Origin of the sequence: Candidatus Chryseopegocella kryptomonas (assembly GCF_001536065.1) — a bacterium.
Lineage (GTDB): Bacteria > Bacteroidota > Ignavibacteria > Kryptoniales > Kryptoniaceae > Kryptonium > Kryptonium kryptomonas.
The window spans coordinates 1-15,619 of sequence record NZ_CZVW01000030.1 but is presented as its reverse complement, the minus strand read 5'-3'; the positions used below and the strand labels follow the sequence as shown (position 1 = coordinate 15,619).

The 15,619-nt window shown below is 36.1% G+C and carries 13 protein-coding genes and 1 tRNA gene; 5 read left to right on the top strand and 9 right to left on the bottom strand.

Annotated elements, in window-relative coordinates:
• Positions 1–119 precede the first annotated feature (119 nt).
• The 3 genes from AWW83_RS09140 (at position 120) to AWW83_RS09130 (ending at position 3,385) form a co-directional block, all read left to right on the top strand.
• The gene (locus AWW83_RS09140; protein ID WP_092351068.1) at positions 120–989 is read left to right on the top strand and encodes an MBL fold metallo-hydrolase; all 870 of its coding nucleotides are present in this window, start codon (positions 120–122) and stop codon (positions 987–989) included.
• A gap of 277 nt (positions 990–1,266) precedes the next feature.
• Positions 1,267–2,289, top strand: a complete 1,023-nt coding sequence (gene aroF, locus AWW83_RS09135; RefSeq protein WP_092351067.1) for a 3-deoxy-7-phosphoheptulonate synthase — start codon at positions 1,267–1,269, stop codon at positions 2,287–2,289.
• A gap of 4 nt (positions 2,290–2,293) precedes the next feature.
• Complete coding sequence (locus AWW83_RS09130) at positions 2,294–3,385, top strand: prephenate dehydrogenase (protein ID WP_092351066.1); 1,092 nt, start codon at positions 2,294–2,296, stop codon at positions 3,383–3,385.
• Between the two features lie 3 nt (positions 3,386–3,388).
• On the opposite strand, the gene AWW83_RS09125 is transcribed toward AWW83_RS09130, so the two are convergent.
• Complete coding sequence (locus AWW83_RS09125) at positions 3,389–5,827, bottom strand: hypothetical protein (protein ID WP_143713960.1); 2,439 nt, start codon at positions 5,825–5,827, stop codon at positions 3,389–3,391.
• 45 nt (positions 5,828–5,872) lie between these two features.
• On the opposite strand from AWW83_RS09125, the gene AWW83_RS09120 reads away from it, so the two are divergent.
• A tRNA-Val gene (locus AWW83_RS09120) sits at positions 5,873–5,947 on the top strand.
• An 11-nt stretch (positions 5,948–5,958) separates the two neighbouring features.
• Here the strand turns inward: AWW83_RS09120 and AWW83_RS09115 are convergent.
• From AWW83_RS09115 to AWW83_RS09100, 5 genes are all read right to left on the bottom strand, one after another.
• Positions 5,959–6,864: a YbgA family protein gene (locus AWW83_RS09115; RefSeq protein WP_092351064.1), complete on the bottom strand. Its 906-nt coding sequence runs from the start codon at positions 6,862–6,864 to the stop codon at positions 5,959–5,961.
• 15 nt (positions 6,865–6,879) lie between these two features.
• Positions 6,880–7,014, bottom strand: coding sequence for a hypothetical protein (locus AWW83_RS10170; RefSeq protein WP_268761465.1), 135 nt, complete (start codon positions 7,012–7,014; stop codon positions 6,880–6,882).
• Positions 7,011–7,583, bottom strand: a complete 573-nt coding sequence (locus tag AWW83_RS09110) for an NUDIX hydrolase (RefSeq protein WP_234697295.1) — start codon at positions 7,581–7,583, stop codon at positions 7,011–7,013. Before AWW83_RS09110 ends, AWW83_RS10170 begins: the two co-directional genes overlap by 4 nt.
• A gap of 50 nt (positions 7,584–7,633) precedes the next feature.
• Complete coding sequence (gene pyrE, locus AWW83_RS09105) at positions 7,634–8,209, bottom strand: orotate phosphoribosyltransferase (protein ID WP_092351070.1); 576 nt, start codon at positions 8,207–8,209, stop codon at positions 7,634–7,636.
• 69 nt (positions 8,210–8,278) lie between these two features.
• Complete coding sequence (locus tag AWW83_RS09100; RefSeq protein WP_092351062.1) at positions 8,279–10,774, bottom strand: ATP-dependent Clp protease ATP-binding subunit; 2,496 nt, start codon at positions 10,772–10,774, stop codon at positions 8,279–8,281.
• A 194-nt stretch (positions 10,775–10,968) separates the two neighbouring features.
• On the opposite strand from AWW83_RS09100, the gene AWW83_RS09095 reads away from it, so the two are divergent.
• Complete coding sequence (locus tag AWW83_RS09095) at positions 10,969–12,810, top strand: putative porin (RefSeq protein WP_092351061.1); 1,842 nt, start codon at positions 10,969–10,971, stop codon at positions 12,808–12,810.
• Here AWW83_RS09095 and AWW83_RS09090 read toward each other — a convergent pair.
• The 3 genes from AWW83_RS09090 to AWW83_RS09080 form a co-directional block, all read right to left on the bottom strand.
• Positions 12,807–14,117: a GWxTD domain-containing protein gene (locus tag AWW83_RS09090; RefSeq protein WP_143713959.1), complete on the bottom strand. Its 1,311-nt coding sequence runs from the start codon at positions 14,115–14,117 to the stop codon at positions 12,807–12,809. The two genes, AWW83_RS09095 and AWW83_RS09090, sit on opposite strands and share 4 nt — an antisense overlap.
• 50 nt (positions 14,118–14,167) lie before the next feature.
• On the bottom strand, positions 14,168–15,481 hold the full coding sequence (gene rimO, locus AWW83_RS09085) for a 30S ribosomal protein S12 methylthiotransferase RimO (RefSeq protein ID WP_234697294.1): 1,314 nt from the start codon (positions 15,479–15,481) through the stop codon (positions 14,168–14,170).
• Positions 15,482–15,494: 13 nt separating this feature from the next.
• A partial coding sequence (locus tag AWW83_RS09080) for a phosphatidate cytidylyltransferase (RefSeq protein ID WP_200754002.1) occupies positions 15,495–15,619 on the bottom strand: 125 nt, incomplete at its 5' end.

Here is a 15,619-nt window from a genome sequence, read left to right as displayed (position 1 = left end):
CTCTCCGAACTTTTGACGCAGGTTAAAATCTGGCTTGAAAAAGCAGAAAACGCTCTCAAAGTAAATGAACAAAATTTTGATTTTTCAAATCTTCCAAAAATAAAATTTGTGGATAAACAATGAGAATAGGTAAATACGAAATTCACGCAGTTGAAACAGGAAGATTCAAACTTGACGGCGGAGCAATGTTTGGAATCGTGCCAAAAACAATCTGGGATAAATTAAACCCATCAGATGATAAAAATAGAATTGAACTTGCCTTGAGAACTCTTCTAATAATCGGCGACGATAGAAAAATTTTAATTGACACGGGCATAGGAAAAAAATGGGAGAATAAATTTGTTGACATTTATGGAATTGATCATTCAAAATATACACTTGAAAATTCGCTCACGAAATTTGGCTTAACAACTGATGATATAACCGATGTTATCTTAACACATTTACACTTTGACCACGCAGGCGGTGCAACAATGATTGACACAGATGGAGTTATAAAGCCAACCTTTAAAAACGCAACCTATTATGTCCAGAAGCGAAATCTTGAACTTGCAATGAATCCAAATGAAAAAGATAGAGCAAGTTATCTTCCAGAGAATTTTCTCCCGTTGATTGAATTTAATCAGCTTGAGATTGTTGATGGGGAATTTGAAATTTTTGATGGGATTGAGCTAATTGTTTCAAACGGACACACATTCGGTCAGCAGCTTGTGAAAATTTCAGATGGAGAAAAAACAATTGTTTATTGTGGTGATTTAATTCCAACATCTTCACACATTCCAATTCCGTATGTTATGGCTTATGATTTACAACCGCTTGTGACGATGGATGAGAAGAAGAAACTTTTAAAAAGAGCGGTTGAAGAAAATTGGATTTTGTTCTTTGAGCACGACCCTTATGCTGACTGCGCCACTGTAAAACAAGGTAAAAAATATGTTGAACTTGACAGACGTTTCAACATTGAAGATTTAGCGACCGAGTTGTCATAAGACGCCGAATTACTTGCGAAATCGTTGCAAATTTTTTATATTTAATTCAAAGTAGAAAACAAAACTTAAACGATGAATTTAAGCAACGCTCACATAGGTTCGCTCAATTTAGAAACGGTACTTTACCAAATTTCCTTCCGCGTTTGCTTTTACGCCCACTATTTTGCCCAGTGGTGGCGCAACCACTGGGCTTAAAATCATAAATCCCCACATAACGAATTCTTCACTTTTATAAAATTTCCTATCCAAAAACAAAAACAAAAGGAGGTTTGAAACAATGATCGTTGTTATGGAACCTGATGCAACCGAAGAACAAATTCAAAATGTTATAAAAGTTTTAAACGACCACGGCTTTGATGTCCACCGTTCAACAGGGGTATCAAGAACAGTTCTTGGGGCAATAGGAGTAAGACCTGAATTTGACCACAGAAACATTCAACTTTTGCCCGGGGTTGCTGAGGTTTACAGAATCACCGAGCCATATAAACTTGCGAATCGTGCCTTCAAACACGAGGGAACTGTCATAAACATAAACGGAGTAAAAATTGGAAGCAACATTGAAGAAATAGTTGTAATGGCTGGACCTTGTGCGGTTGAAAGCGAAGAACAAATTTTTACAATCGCAAAACATGTCGCTCAAAATGGAGCAAAAATTTTGCGTGGCGGTGCCTTTAAACCAAGAACATCCCCTTACTCCTTTCAAGGTCTTGGTGAAGAAGGATTAAAACTTTTAAGAGCAGCTGCTGATGAATATAATCTCCTCGTGATCACAGAAGTTCTTGATACAAAAGATATCCCATTAGTTGCAAAATATGCTGACATTTTACAGGTTGGGGCAAGAAATATGCAAAATTTTGCACTTTTAAAAGAACTTGGCAAAATTGATAAACCAGTTATGCTAAAACGAGGAATGGCTGCAACAATTGAAGAATGGCTCATGGCTGCTGAATACATACTCGCCGGCGGTAATCACAATGTCATACTCTGCGAAAGAGGTATAAGAACATTTGAAACATCAACAAGAAATACACTTGACATAAACGCAATTCCAGTCATACACAAGAAAAGTCATTTGCCCATTGTAGTTGATCCATCACATGCAACGGGACTAAGAGACAAGGTTATACCCGTTGCAAGAGCAGCAATCGCAGCTGGAGCTGATGGTTTAATAGTTGAAGTTCATCACCAACCTGAAAAAGCAAAATCGGATGGTCCGCAATCTCTTTACCTTGAACAATTTACACAGCTTATGATTGAAATAAGAAAAATCGCAGAAGCAATAGGAAGAAAAATTCAATAAACCTATGTTTCAAAAAATATCCATCATCGGCACAGGGCTAATTGGTGGCTCACTTGGACTTGCACTAAGACAACAAAAAAATCAAAACTTCAAAATCACTGGATTTGACATTGATTCAAAATCTCTTAATGTGGCACTTGAAATTGGAGCAATAACAGAAAAAGCAAACTCAATTGAAGACGCTGTAAAAGATGCAGATGTTGTTTTCCTATGCACACCGATTGGAGAAATTTTAAAACAAATTCAAATCATCGCAAAAAGTGTAAGATCAGGGACAATTATAACCGATGTTGGAAGCGTTAAAAAAATTATTCTCAAAGAAGCTGAAAAAATTAAAAATGATGTCTATTTCATCGGCGGTCATCCAATGGCTGGTTCTGAAAGAAAGGGTATATATTCAGCCGATCCTTTCCTTTTTCAAAATGCAGTTTATGTCTTATGCCCTTCTTTCAATGTCCCGATAAAAATTGTTAATAACTTTATTGAACTTATAAAGCTCACGGGTGCAAACATAATTTTGCTTGACCCAGAGATACACGACAGAATTTCCGCATACATAAGCCATCTCCCGCAACTTCTTGCGGTTTTACTTGTAAATACAGCCGGCGCAATGGGAACAGATTATCTTTCGCTTGCCGGTGGCGGTTTCAGGGATTTGACAAGAATAGCTTCAAGTCAATTTGAAATCTGGCATGATATAATCTCATTTAACCGTGAAAAAATAACTGAAGCACTTGATAATTTCATAAACGGACTTTACAAATATCGCAACCTTGTTAAATCTGGCGAAATAGAAAATTTCAAAATAGAATTTGAAACTGCTTTCAAATTTAGAAACGAAATTCCTTCAAGTCGCAAAGGTTTCATAAATCCTCTTTACGATGTTTTTATAATTGTTGAAGACAAGCCCGGGGTTTTAAGCAAAATTTCAACTGCACTTTATCAGGGTGGTTTAAACATAAAAGACATTGAACTTCTACGAGTAAGAGAAGGCATTGGTGGAACATTTAGAATTTCCTTCGGGAGCGAAAGCGATGCAAAAAAAGCAATTGAAATCATAAACTCGCTCGGTTATAAAGTTTTCACAAGAGAATAAATTTCAATAAACCAAAACGTATTTTGAATAGCCCGGATAAACAAGCACACCGCTCTTAACATCTTCAAACTTTTCTTCTCCAAATTCTTGATAAAATTTTTTTGACTTCCCATTTCCAATCAACGATTCGGCAATTTCAAACTTAACATTCGGAGTATCGCAAAACAGAAAGACAAATTTTTTCTCTTTATCAATTAAAACTTCCCAACTCCCATTCTTCAAATACCCTTTTAAAAATTTTTCATCATTCCACCAGATTTGTGTTCCACTTTCAGAACCCTCGCCCAGAGTTTGCACTGGCGCTCTACCTTGATTTTTCAAAGCAAATTTTTTCTCACCAACCTTCTCAAAAATCTGCCCGTAATTTTTCGCAACCGTTACAACCTTAACACATAATTTCTTTGAAGAAAACAAATTCTCTCCATCTAAACCAACCATCACAAAAGCAACTATAGATGATGAAGTTTTAAATTTGATTTTGCCAAGTTCATAAATTTTTGAAGTATCAACTTCACCAGCCACCGCCACAAAATTTGAAGAATTGACAAAAAAAGTCCCGCTTGAAAAATCAATTCTTACCTCATCATTTTCATCACCTTCTTTTATCAAAGAATCAACAAAACTTCGCACATTCGCATCGGTAAAAATTGCTTTTGAAAAGATATTCATTGCTCCATCATTAATTTTATCACCTGCGATTTTATTTCGGACTTTAAACTTGAAAGAAAGTTTATAAACATCACTCCACCAGTCAGCCCAAATTTTTAAGTCATCATCCTTAAAGCAAATGTCAATTTCTTTTGAGAATGGTTTTATTTCTCCATTTATAAAAATTTTTCCTGCATAACCAAATAACCCCCATCTTGTTGGATCTGCTTGAAAGCCAAACGACGAGATTTGATTCACATCAGCCCAAGTGTAATAAGCAAAATGAATCACCGCATCATAATCTTGAAGAAGCGAATAAACCGCAAGATGAATGAAACTTGAAACTCTGAATTCATTTGGGAAACACTGCGAACATTCACGAATTACAATCGGCTTATTTTTCCACGCATAAAATGCAGAATAAACAGGAAAAGTCCATCTATCTTTTCGTTTGAGATAATTTTCGTTTCTAAAAAATGGAATTCCAATCCATTCTTTTCCGGTTTCAAAAAATGGATGATCCATATAAACATTTTGCCCGACGAAATCAAGTTCGGAAAAAACAGTGTAAGTGTCGTGTATAATTTCACTATTTACGCTTGAAGTTATCGGCACAGGACAACCTTTTGAGCGGATAAAATTTTTCAAATTTTTAAAAAGTTTGATTTGCAAAGACATAAGAAACTCCAATCCATCCTTTTGTCTTAACGGATGATCAAGTTCGTTTGATTTAAAGTTAAAATTAACATCTGAAAATTTTCGTAAAGTCATCTTCGGGAAATAAATTTTTCCAAGTTCAAGCGATTCATCATCTTTCAAAATTGAGAAGCCATCTTTCGTGCTCCATGCCTTTTTCAAATTATGGGTTGTGCGATATTTTTTCTTTAAAAAATCAATCCACAACTTTTGAAATTTTGTTTTGTAAGGTTCAATCATATTGTCAAGTTTATCGTATTGAAAGAAAAAACTGTCTTCGTTTATAAGTTCAATCATCGCAATTGCTGGGTTTAAACCATTTGGGAGTCCTGTGTATGGATTAACATGTTTAAAAAGGAACTCATCAATAAACTCTTTTTGAAGTTCAATCATCTTTTCATCAAACAAAGAATAAGGACTGCCTTTTCTATCCATCATTTCTGCACCTTCAACACCATCACCACTTTTGAAAGTTCTGTAAGCACGAATGACAAGGTAAACATATATTCCCCGTTTCTGTGCTTGATAAATCCAATAATCAATTCTATCAAGATATTCCCTGTCTAAATTTTTTGAGTTATTTTCATTCGGATACGCTTCATCAATTACGCATCTTCTTAAAATGCCAAATTTTTCACTACCTCTATTGTCAAGTTCGTGTAATCTTATCAAATTGCATCCTGCACGAGCAAGCACTTCAACGACAGTTTCAATTTTCTCTTTTGGAATATCAACATGGCTACCTGCGATTGTCACGCCCCAAAATCTTACTCTTTCCCCCGTTTTTTCAAAATAAAAATGTCCATCTTCAGCAACTTTTACGAAGCCAAATTTTCCCGCTGGCGGTTTCAGAAGAAAACTAAAATCAACAAGCGAAGCATCTGGAAACTCACCAAACTTCGGGTCAAGCCATCGCACCGCAAGTGAATCTTTAAACTTACCAGATTTTCCCCTTTCAAATGTTATGCTTTGTGAAATAAGTTGGCTAAAAATTAGAGCAAGAAAAATTAAAATCCACATAGCGTAGTTTTTATTTTCAAGATAGCAAAAAAGACGATTTTTTACACGAAGAAATGAGAAATTTTGGAGGTAGATCAAAACTTGACTTTGTAAGTGAAAATTTTTATATTAAAAATGAACTTTGGGCGGTTAGCTCAGCCTGGTTAGAGCGCTTGCTTGACATGCAAGAGGTCAGAGGTTCGAATCCTCTACCGCCCACATCTTTATTTTTATCCCGCATCAGGAAATGGCTCAAGAAAATACTGACCAAGAATATATTCGTCCTCAAATCTTAATGCATAACTCCTCAAAATTTCAACAAGCCCAGAAAGTTCAAGTTTATCTTCTCTATACTTTTGAACCATCTTCAAAAAATGCGACTTCTCACGCCCCGACAAATTCTCCGAAAAATGCCCGAAAATGTGAATTAAAACATTGGCAATGTTTGACTTTCTAAAATTCTTCATCATCAAATCTTTGAAAATCTCGTCATATTTTTGAACAACGCTTTCAAAATTTTTTCCATCGTGCGATGCGATTATCTTCCCGAGCATTTTCAAATGTTTTTGCGAAAGCGACATTATCAGATATTTATGTTTGCTGTGAAACTCAATCAGATCATTTATGCTCTTTTTTGCTTCTGTAAATCTGTAAAACATAAAAACTTTCGTCAAAAACTCCCACATCATTTGCTTGTTTCTCAATCTTCCCTCGTCTATCATTGGAATAAAGGGGAAATGCTCATTAACGATGCCAGCAAAAATTCCATAACTTTTCCCATATGGATTATCTTTGTAATAAACCTTCGCACTTCCAACTCCACAGCTTGGTGATTTTGCCTTCAAAATGAAGCCGTGGACTTGCCCAAGTTCATTCAAAAAATTTTTCGCAAATTTTTCAAGTTCATCTGTTAAGTCTATCCCCGTTTCATCTTGAATTGCTCTTATACTGTTTTTAACTTTTTGCAATTTTATCGTCTTTCTCGGAACCCCAAGTCCTATGCCAACTTCTGGGCAGACATGCACAAGATTAAAAAGAGATTTTATTCTATCTACAATTTCATCATTTACGGAAAAGCCGTTATATCTGTAAGCGAATCCATCAAGACATGCACTTATAACGACGGTTGGTTTCATCCCCGTAAATTTTGATTATGTTTCTATCTTAACAGTAAATTTTCGCTTGCATTTTTTACATTGATATTCAACGGTGATCCAGTTGTTTCTTTCATAATAACTTATTTCTTCAAGCTCGCCATTGCAACCTTTGAAAATACACTTTTTCATTTCAACATTGAATTGCCTGTTCCCGTTTCTAATTCCTTCCATCTTTTCTTCAAAATTTTTTCTCCGATCATAATTCCAGCGATTGATTTTGCATCAACTATTTGACCGTTCAAAATCATATCAACAGCTTCATCAATTGTCTTAAACTCAACCGACAAAACTTCGCCTTCTTCAAGGTTTTGTTCAACTTTTTGGAGACCTTCCGCAAGATAAATGTAAAGTTTCTCACTACAAAAACCAGGGCTTGTGTAGATATAAGTTAAAAGTTCAAGATTTAGTGGTTTGTATCCTGTTTCTTCTTCAAGTTCTCTAACAGCACAAACCTGTGGATCTTCACCGACATCAAGTTTTCCGGCCGGAAGCTCATAAATGAATTTATCAATTGGATAACGATATTGCTTTATCAAAATAATTCTTCTATCTGGAAGAACCCCAAGGACAACAGCTCCGCCGGGATGTTCAACAACTTCTCTTATTGTATGATTTCCGGATTCAAAGTATTCAAGTTCATCAACAATTATGTTAAAAACTTTGCCACGATAGATGATGTTTCGCTTTTTCAATTTCATATTTCCTTTGATATTTCCCGAGCCCATTTAGGCGATCTGAAAATTAATTTTTAATAAATCCCCCTGCTTCCGGGTTTTTCTATCTCAACTCCTTCTTTACACAATGGACATTCCTCTGGTTTAAAAGTTGGCACTTCAAGCCGAACCACAGATGCAAACCTTATACCAAAATCAATTTTCCCTCCACTTCTATCAACGATACAGCCGACTCCTACGAGTTTTCCACCAGCATTTTTAACAAGCTCAATCACCTCAAAAACACTTCCACCTGTCGTCACAACATCTTCACAAACAAGAACTCTCTCACCAGGTTTGATCTCAAAACCACGCCTTAACTTCATAACTCCACCTTCCCTTTCTGCAAAGATATTTCTTGCTTCAAGCTGTCTTGCGACCTCATAACCAACAATGATTCCGCCAATTGCTGGTGATATAACAAGTTCAACTTCGCTTGTGTAAAAATGTCTTGCAATTTGCCTACATAAAATTTCTGCATATTCCGGGTATTGAAGAACCTTGGCACACTGAAAGTATTTTGAACTGTGCAAGCCGGATGTCAAAAGAAAATGACCTTCAAGAAGTGCCCCCGTTTCCTTGAAAATTTTTAAAACTTCTTCGCTTGATATTTGAGAAAACTGCATAACTAAAAAATTTTATTTTAAAGAAAGCGGATGGCGAAACCATCCGCTTTTAAACTACTTCTCTTCTTCCGTTAACTCCTCCGGTTCATTCTTTTGCTTGCTGGCATCGTAAAAAACAAGCTCATCACGATTCTTTGAAAGTTTAACCTTTATAACGCTTCCAGAGGCAAATTTACCTTTCAAAATTTCCTCAGACAATGGCTCTTCAAGATACTTTTGCACAGCTCGTTTCAAAGGTCTTGCTCCAAACGCTGGATCATAACCTTTCTCAGCAAGGAATTCTTTTGCACTTCTTGTCAATTCAAGTGTCATATTCATCGTCTTCAATCTCTTCATTATGTCTTGAACAGCAATATCAACGATTTGAATTATATGCTCTTTTTCAAGCGGTTTGAATATGATTATTTCATCAATTCTATTCAAAAATTCAGGGCTGAAGACACGTTTTACAGCTTCCTCAATTGTTGCCTTCATTGCTTCAAATCTATCTTTCGGCGTTTCTCCAATTCCAAAACCAATTCCACCTGTTAATTTTATGTCTCTTGTTCCAATGTTTGATGTCATAATTATAATTGTGTTTCTGAAATCAACTCTTCTGCCCAAGCTGTCCGTAAGTTGCCCATCGTCAAGAACTTGAAGCAAAATGTTGAAAACATCTGGATGCGCTTTTTCAATCTCATCAAACAGAACAACTGAATAAGGTTTTCTTCTAACTTTTTCCGTCAATTGCCCACCCTCTTCATATCCAACATATCCAGGAGGCGCACCAATTAACCTTGAGACATTGAATTTCTCCATATACTCGCTCATATCAATCCTTATGAGCGCATCTTCTGTATCAAACAAATATCTTGCAAGTGCTTTGGCAAGTTCTGTTTTCCCAACGCCTGTTGGTCCAAGAAAGATAAACGAACCAATTGGTCTTCTCGGGTCTTTCAAACCAGCTCTTGCCCTTCTTATCGCACGTGTTAATTTCTCAATAGCTTCATCTTGCCCGACAACCTGCTTTTTCAACTCCTCAGCCATATTCATCAATTTTTCAGATTCGGATTGACTTATTTTATTCACAGGTATACCTGTCATCATTGCAACAACTTCGGCGATGTCTTCCTCAGTAACCTCAAAAACCATGCTTTGAGCTTTTATCTCCCATTCACGCTTTGCAATTTCAAGATCACTTAAAAGTTTTTTCTCAAGGTCTCTCAATCTCGCCGCTTGTTCAAAGTCCTGATTTTTAACAACCTGATTTTTCATCTGCCTAATTCTTTCAATCTCCTCCTCAAGTTCAACAATTTCCTTCGGAACAACGATGTGCGAAAGATGAACCCTTGCCCCCGCTTCATCCATAACATCAATTGCTTTATCCGGAAGGTAACGATCGGTTATATATCTGTCGCTTAACCTTACAGCTGCTTCAATTGCTTTATCAGTGTATCTGACATTATGATGCTCTTCGTATTTATCTTTGATGTTCATCAGGATGTAAATTGTTTCTTCAACGCTTGGTGGATCAATCATAACTTTTTGAAATCTTCTCTCAAGAGCTCCATCTTTTTCAATATACTGGCGATATTCATCAAGTGTTGTTGCACCGATGCATTGCAATTCACCTCTTGCCAATGCAGGTTTAAACATATTTGATGCATCAAGTGAACCAGAAGCTCCACCTGCTCCAACTATTGTGTGCAATTCATCAATAAACAAAATCACATCTTTTGCCTTTTCAAGTTCATTCAAAATTGCTTTAACCCTCTCTTCAAATTGTCCCCTGTATTTTGTTCCTGCAACAAGTGCAGCAAGATCAAGTTGAACGATTCGCTTGTTGTGTAAAACCCTTGAAACTTTTTTCTGCACAATTCTTAACGCAAGTCCCTCAACGATTGCGGTCTTCCCAACGCCCGGCTCACCTATCAAAACAGGATTATTTTTCTTTCTCCTGCTCAAAATCTGCGCAACTCTATCTATCTCTTTATCCCTTCCGATCACAGGATCAAGTTTCCCCTCCATCGCAAGCTTCGTAAGATCACGGCTAAAATTATCCAAAACTGGCGTCTTCGTCCTCTCCTGCGCCTTTGTGGATTCGGAAAACCTTGCTCTCTCGCTCACGCTTGACTTACCGCTCAATATATTGTCAAGTTCATTACGCACAGCTTCATAAGTAACACCAAACTGTTTCAAAATTTGTGATGCAAGATTATCTTCATCTCTCAAAATTGACAGAAGAAGATGCTCCGTCCCAATGACATCCGACTTATACAACTTCGCCTCAAGATAAGTAATCTTCAAAACTTTCTCCGCTTGCTTCGTCAAAGGCAAGCTTCCCATAACCAGCGTCCCGCCCGTCGTTCTGACAGTATCCTCAATCGCCTTTTTAAGTTTGTAAAGATCGCAACCTAAATTACGCAAAATTTTTACAGCAAGCCCCTCACCTTCTCTGATTATCCCAAGCAACAAATGCTCTGTCCCTATGTAATCGTGCCCAAGTCGTAACGCTTCCTCACGGCTCAATCTTATAACTTCCTGAACCCGATTTGAAAAATTGCCTTCCATAGAAGTTTATTTGATTTTGTTTGTGTTTTCAATTTTACTTAACAATTTGAACTCCTCGCCAGTTTCTCAAGAACTACTTCCCTTAAGCAAATATACACATTTCAAACTCAATTTGTCAAATTAAATCAATTGAAAAATTCAACATCGTTTCATAAATTCATTCTCAAAAATAATAAACAACAAAGATTGCTAAAATGCAAATTTTAACGCTCCTTCTTGCTCTGTTGCAAATGTCGCTCTCCCAGCAAAAACCAGAAACAACAAAAACCTTCTACACATTTATTATCGGAAAAATTTCACAATTTCAAAAATTAGATACACTCACCGTTGAACAATTTGAGACATTGGATTATAAAACCCCCTATGATCTTCTCATCTCAAAACATCATATCTTTACAAATGAATTAGGTGAAAACGGAAAACCTGTAAATTTAAATTTCAACTTCGCCGATATGAGAACATCACAATTTCTCATCAACGGCAGAACCCTAAATGGCTACATCTACCCATATCAATTTCTTAACATAATTCCGATGGACAACATTTATCTCGTTGAAACGGACAAAAACTTCACATCGTCAATTTTTCAAAACGCAAATTCGTCAATCACAAACTTCATCTTCAAAAATATACAAACTCAAAGACCCATAACCAGAATAAGATACATTGAAGACGCTTATGATCTTATCGCCACGGATGGAAGTTTTTCTCACAATTTTTGGAAAAACTTAAATTTAACCCTTGGGTTCAGAAGAAACACCTCAAACGGAAGATTTACAAATTCACAATACGATGCTTGGACTCTTTTTATAAACTCATTTTGGATTCCGAGAAAAAACTTAAACATTTCACTTCTTAACATTTACTCAACCTTTGAAAATGCTTTGAATGGCGGAATCAACACGACAAATCTTTCGCTTCAAGATGAAGATATAATTTACAACGAAAGAATTGCTCCTGTAAACGAGCAAACATCAAATTTATCAACAAAGCGAAACGATTTAACTCTTTCTTCAAATTTTAAAATTGACTCACTAAAAGAAATAAACTTAACATTCTATCACACACTTCAAGCCGACAATTTTTCATCTCCCGAAAATCCAAACAAAAGAAACTCTCACTTCTTCGGAGCAAAATTATCTTTTGACGCTTTATTCTGGACTGCAAATATAAACGCAGGGTTAGAATTTCAAAAAAATCATCTTGACATTTCGCTTTTAAGTGATTCGCTTCAAAACTATCTTTTAAAACCAACCCAAAAATCCCTTACATCAATTTCATCTTTTCTAAAATCGGAGTTAAAACTTGGCTTTTTTGCTCCTGCTTCTTTTGTTAGAATTGAAATTTTATCTGGGAAATTCGTCGCAAACTACGGTGCTGGGGTGAATTTAAACTTTGATAAATTTAGATTCTTCGCAGGCGCTTCGCACTCCGTAAGATTTCCAACGCTTATTGAACAAAGCATAACTTCGTCTTCGGAATTTGAAAAGCATAGGGTTTATGAAATTGGAGGCGAATTTGTAGATAAAAACTTTACATTTTATATCAAAATTCAAAACAGAAAAATTTCAAATCATCTTGTCTTCAACGATTCATCATTTTACAGAACATATACAAGTCGAACATTCATTGAAATAAATTCCAACTTAAAAATTTGGAAACTAACCCTTGCACTTTCACCATCAATTATTCTAAACAAAGTAACAAAACCATATCCCCGATATTTTCTCTACGGAGAACTTTTCTTTGAAGGGAAATTGACAAGAACATTAAACTTAACGGCAGGTGTAAAAGCAAAACTTTCCGATAGATTTTACGGCTTTAAATTTATAAACCACGCTTTCATCTTCTCCGAAAATACTTCCGAACTTAAAAAGTTTGGCACAATTGATTTATTTGTAAGCGGGAAAATAAAAAATGTTGCAATCTTCTTGACACTTGCAAATGCAACAAACACAAAATATATGACATCTGCGTTTTATCCGATGCAGGATAGAAGTTTAAGATTTGGTGTTGTATGGACATTTTTTGATTAACGCCAGATGTTTCTCGTCCACTCATCCCAGAGCGGAGTTATAAGCCGATAATCGCCAAACCCAGTTTCATCCACAAAGATAAATCTTCTGTTAATTTCGTAGTAATACCATATCTCATACGGCTTGCTGTCTATGTCAAATGGATGTCTATCAACACTGCTTGGCGGTCCAAAAATTATATAAACCATTCCCATATCCGTCTTCCATCCCTCAATGTAGTGCCCAAAATGTTCATTTGCATATTTAACTCGCCCGTAGTATTCCTCCATAAGTTCATTTTTGAGGGTGTTCGGAGTTGGGTCTTTCTTACGCCAGAACTCAAGAAATCTTCGCTCTTTTTCAGCGTCATCAGAGGCTGATTTTATGTAGTTTATCTCCTCTGGCTTTGCAATATAAACGAGTTGCTCAATTGCCTTGTCAAGATCAGAAATTAACTCTGGAATTTCATGCCATCTGACCATAAAATTTTTCTGCACAACATAATAATAATCACGATTTGAAGCCATTCTTCCCTCAACTAAAATCACATAATCACCAAAACCAAGTTGAGGTTGAGAAATCTCAAGTATGACTGAATTTCTACCTGGCTTTATAAACTCCGAAACAGAGCCAGTGTAAATTTGAACTTGCTTTTTTCTCGTCAAACGATTTATTCTGTATGTGATGTTAAGCGAATCTTCAAATGTGGTGTTGTTATAAACTTCAAAAAACAGATAAAAATTTTTGTTCCCAGTTGAAGTTATCGTATTTGAAACATTTGGAACTATCGTCTTTACGCCATCTTCAACTTTAACGGAAGAAACCATCATCAAATCACTAATCGTCAATGGACTTTTTGAAAAATCCTTTACACTTACAAATCCTTCCTTTTTAAACCCACGCTTCGTGTCAAGGTCTATAACCTGAACCGAAATTTTATAATCTCCAAATGGAAGGTTCAAAAATGCTTGCGATATATCCCAAAAAGCCTTTGAAATTGTCTGCTCAAAATTTTCTGCTAAAACTTTCTGCGTCCAAGATTTTTCGGTCACATATTTACCTTTTGCCGTTGAAACATTAAGCGTTACTTCATAACTTGCAGAGTAATGATCTTCTTCCTTGACAAATTGGAGAAACTCATAGGGAACTTGGACATAGACATCAACTCTGCTTTGTTGCATGTTTTGAGCGAAATCACCAGCAAAGTTCAAAGCTGTAAAGTAAAATTGTGGCATTGAATAACTTCTCGGGACGCTTGTTTCAACCTGTGCTAAAGCTAAAACGCCACCAAATAAAAGCAACGATAAGAACAAAATTAATTTTTTCATTTTTTCTCCACCCGATTCAAAATCGGTTTTTAGTTTTGTTTCCGAAATTTTTAACAAAAGGTTTTTTCTGTTTGTTTCGTCATCGCTCTTCCAATCAAATCATACTCAAAATAATCATAAATTTCAACTTCATAAAATTCACCAGATTTCAAATCATCACCATAAACCAAAACCTCAACATCAATTTCAGGTGCGTCCCACTGCGTTCTTCCAACGAAATAATCGCTCTCTTTTCTATCAATTAAAACTTTTAATTTTCTCCCAATCAAATTCTCGTTTTTCTCAAGGATCACATCTCGCTGAATATTCATCAACAATGCCATTCTCCTTTCTTTCTCCTCTGGCGGGACTGGGTCTCCAAGCTCAAACGCAGGCGTCCCATCTTCCTGAGAATATGTAAAAACACCAAGCCGATCAAATTTGAAACTTGCGACAAAATCAACAAGCTCCTCAAACTCCCTCTCCGTCTCGCCTGGATAACCAACGATTAAACTTGTTCTAATAGCAACTTCCGGAACTTTATCTCTTATCATTTCAAGAAGTTCAATCGTCCTGCGTTTTGTTATACCTCGTCTCATTGACTTTAAAATTTTGTCCGAGATATGTTGAATTGGGATGTCAATGTATTTGCAAATTTTTGGATTTTGTGCAATTACATCAAGAACTTCAACGGGAAATTTTGCAGGATAAGCATACATAAGCCGAATCCATTCAATCCCATCAATTTCAGAAAGACGCATCAAAAGTTCAGAAAGTTTTCTCTCACCGTATAAATCAAGCCCGTAATAAGTTGTATCTTGAGCTATTACGATTAACTCCTTAACACCACGCCACGCAAGTTTTTTTGCTTCTTTGACTACATCATCAATCGGACGGCTCACATATTTACCACGAATTATCGGAATAGCACAAAACGAACAAGGGTTATCACAACCTTCGGCAATTTTTAAATAAGCAAAATGTTTTGGCGTGAGAATTTCCCTTTCACCAAGCAACTCATACTTATAATCAACCCCAAGCTCATTTAAAATTTCTCCAAACTTTTCAACACCAAAAAATTTATCAACTTCCGGGATTTCTTTTTCAAGTTCATCTTTATATCTTTGCGAGAGACACCCCATAACATAGACGCTTTCAACTTTCCCTTTTTCTTTTAATTCAATCGCTTCAAAAATTTTCTCAATTGACTCTTGCTTTGCCGACTCAATAAATCCGCAGGTATTTATCAGAACGATCTGGGCTTTTTCTGGCGTATCAACAATTTGAAATTTATTCTTAAGCCCACTCAATAAAATTTCAGAGTCAACGAGATTTTTCGGGCAACCGAGCGTGAGAATATGTATTTTCTTTTTTCCGTTTTTCACATCAAGCAAAATTTTATTTTAGAAACGCAATATAAAGATAAACAAGTGGAGCAACATAAATCAAACTATCAAATCTATCAAAAACCCCGCCATGCCCCGGGATTATACCTGATGAATCTTTAACACCGACATCTCTTT

Bases quoted from the DNA above. Each gene is read 5' to 3' on its own strand.
- AWW83_RS10170 (WP_268761465.1), bottom strand. From the start codon at position 7,014: ATGAAAAAGTGTATTTTCAAAGGTTGCAATGGCGAGCTTGAAGAAATA.
- aroF (WP_092351067.1), top strand. From the start codon at position 1,267: ATGATCGTTGTTATGGAACCTGATGCAACCGAAGAACAAATTCAAAAT.
- AWW83_RS09090 (WP_143713959.1), bottom strand. From the start codon at position 14,117: ATGAAAAAATTAATTTTGTTCTTATCGTTGCTTTTATTTGGTGGCGTT.
- AWW83_RS09095 (WP_092351061.1), top strand. From the start codon at position 10,969: ATGCAAATTTTAACGCTCCTTCTTGCTCTGTTGCAAATGTCGCTCTCC.
- AWW83_RS09115 (WP_092351064.1), bottom strand. From the start codon at position 6,864: ATGAAACCAACCGTCGTTATAAGTGCATGTCTTGATGGATTCGCTTAC.
- AWW83_RS09140 (WP_092351068.1), top strand. From the start codon at position 120: ATGAGAATAGGTAAATACGAAATTCACGCAGTTGAAACAGGAAGATTC.
- AWW83_RS09110 (WP_234697295.1), bottom strand. From the start codon at position 7,583: ATGAAATTGAAAAAGCGAAACATCATCTATCGTGGCAAAGTTTTTAAC.
- AWW83_RS09100 (WP_092351062.1), bottom strand. From the start codon at position 10,774: ATGGAAGGCAATTTTTCAAATCGGGTTCAGGAAGTTATAAGATTGAGC.
- AWW83_RS09130 (WP_092351066.1), top strand. From the start codon at position 2,294: ATGTTTCAAAAAATATCCATCATCGGCACAGGGCTAATTGGTGGCTCA.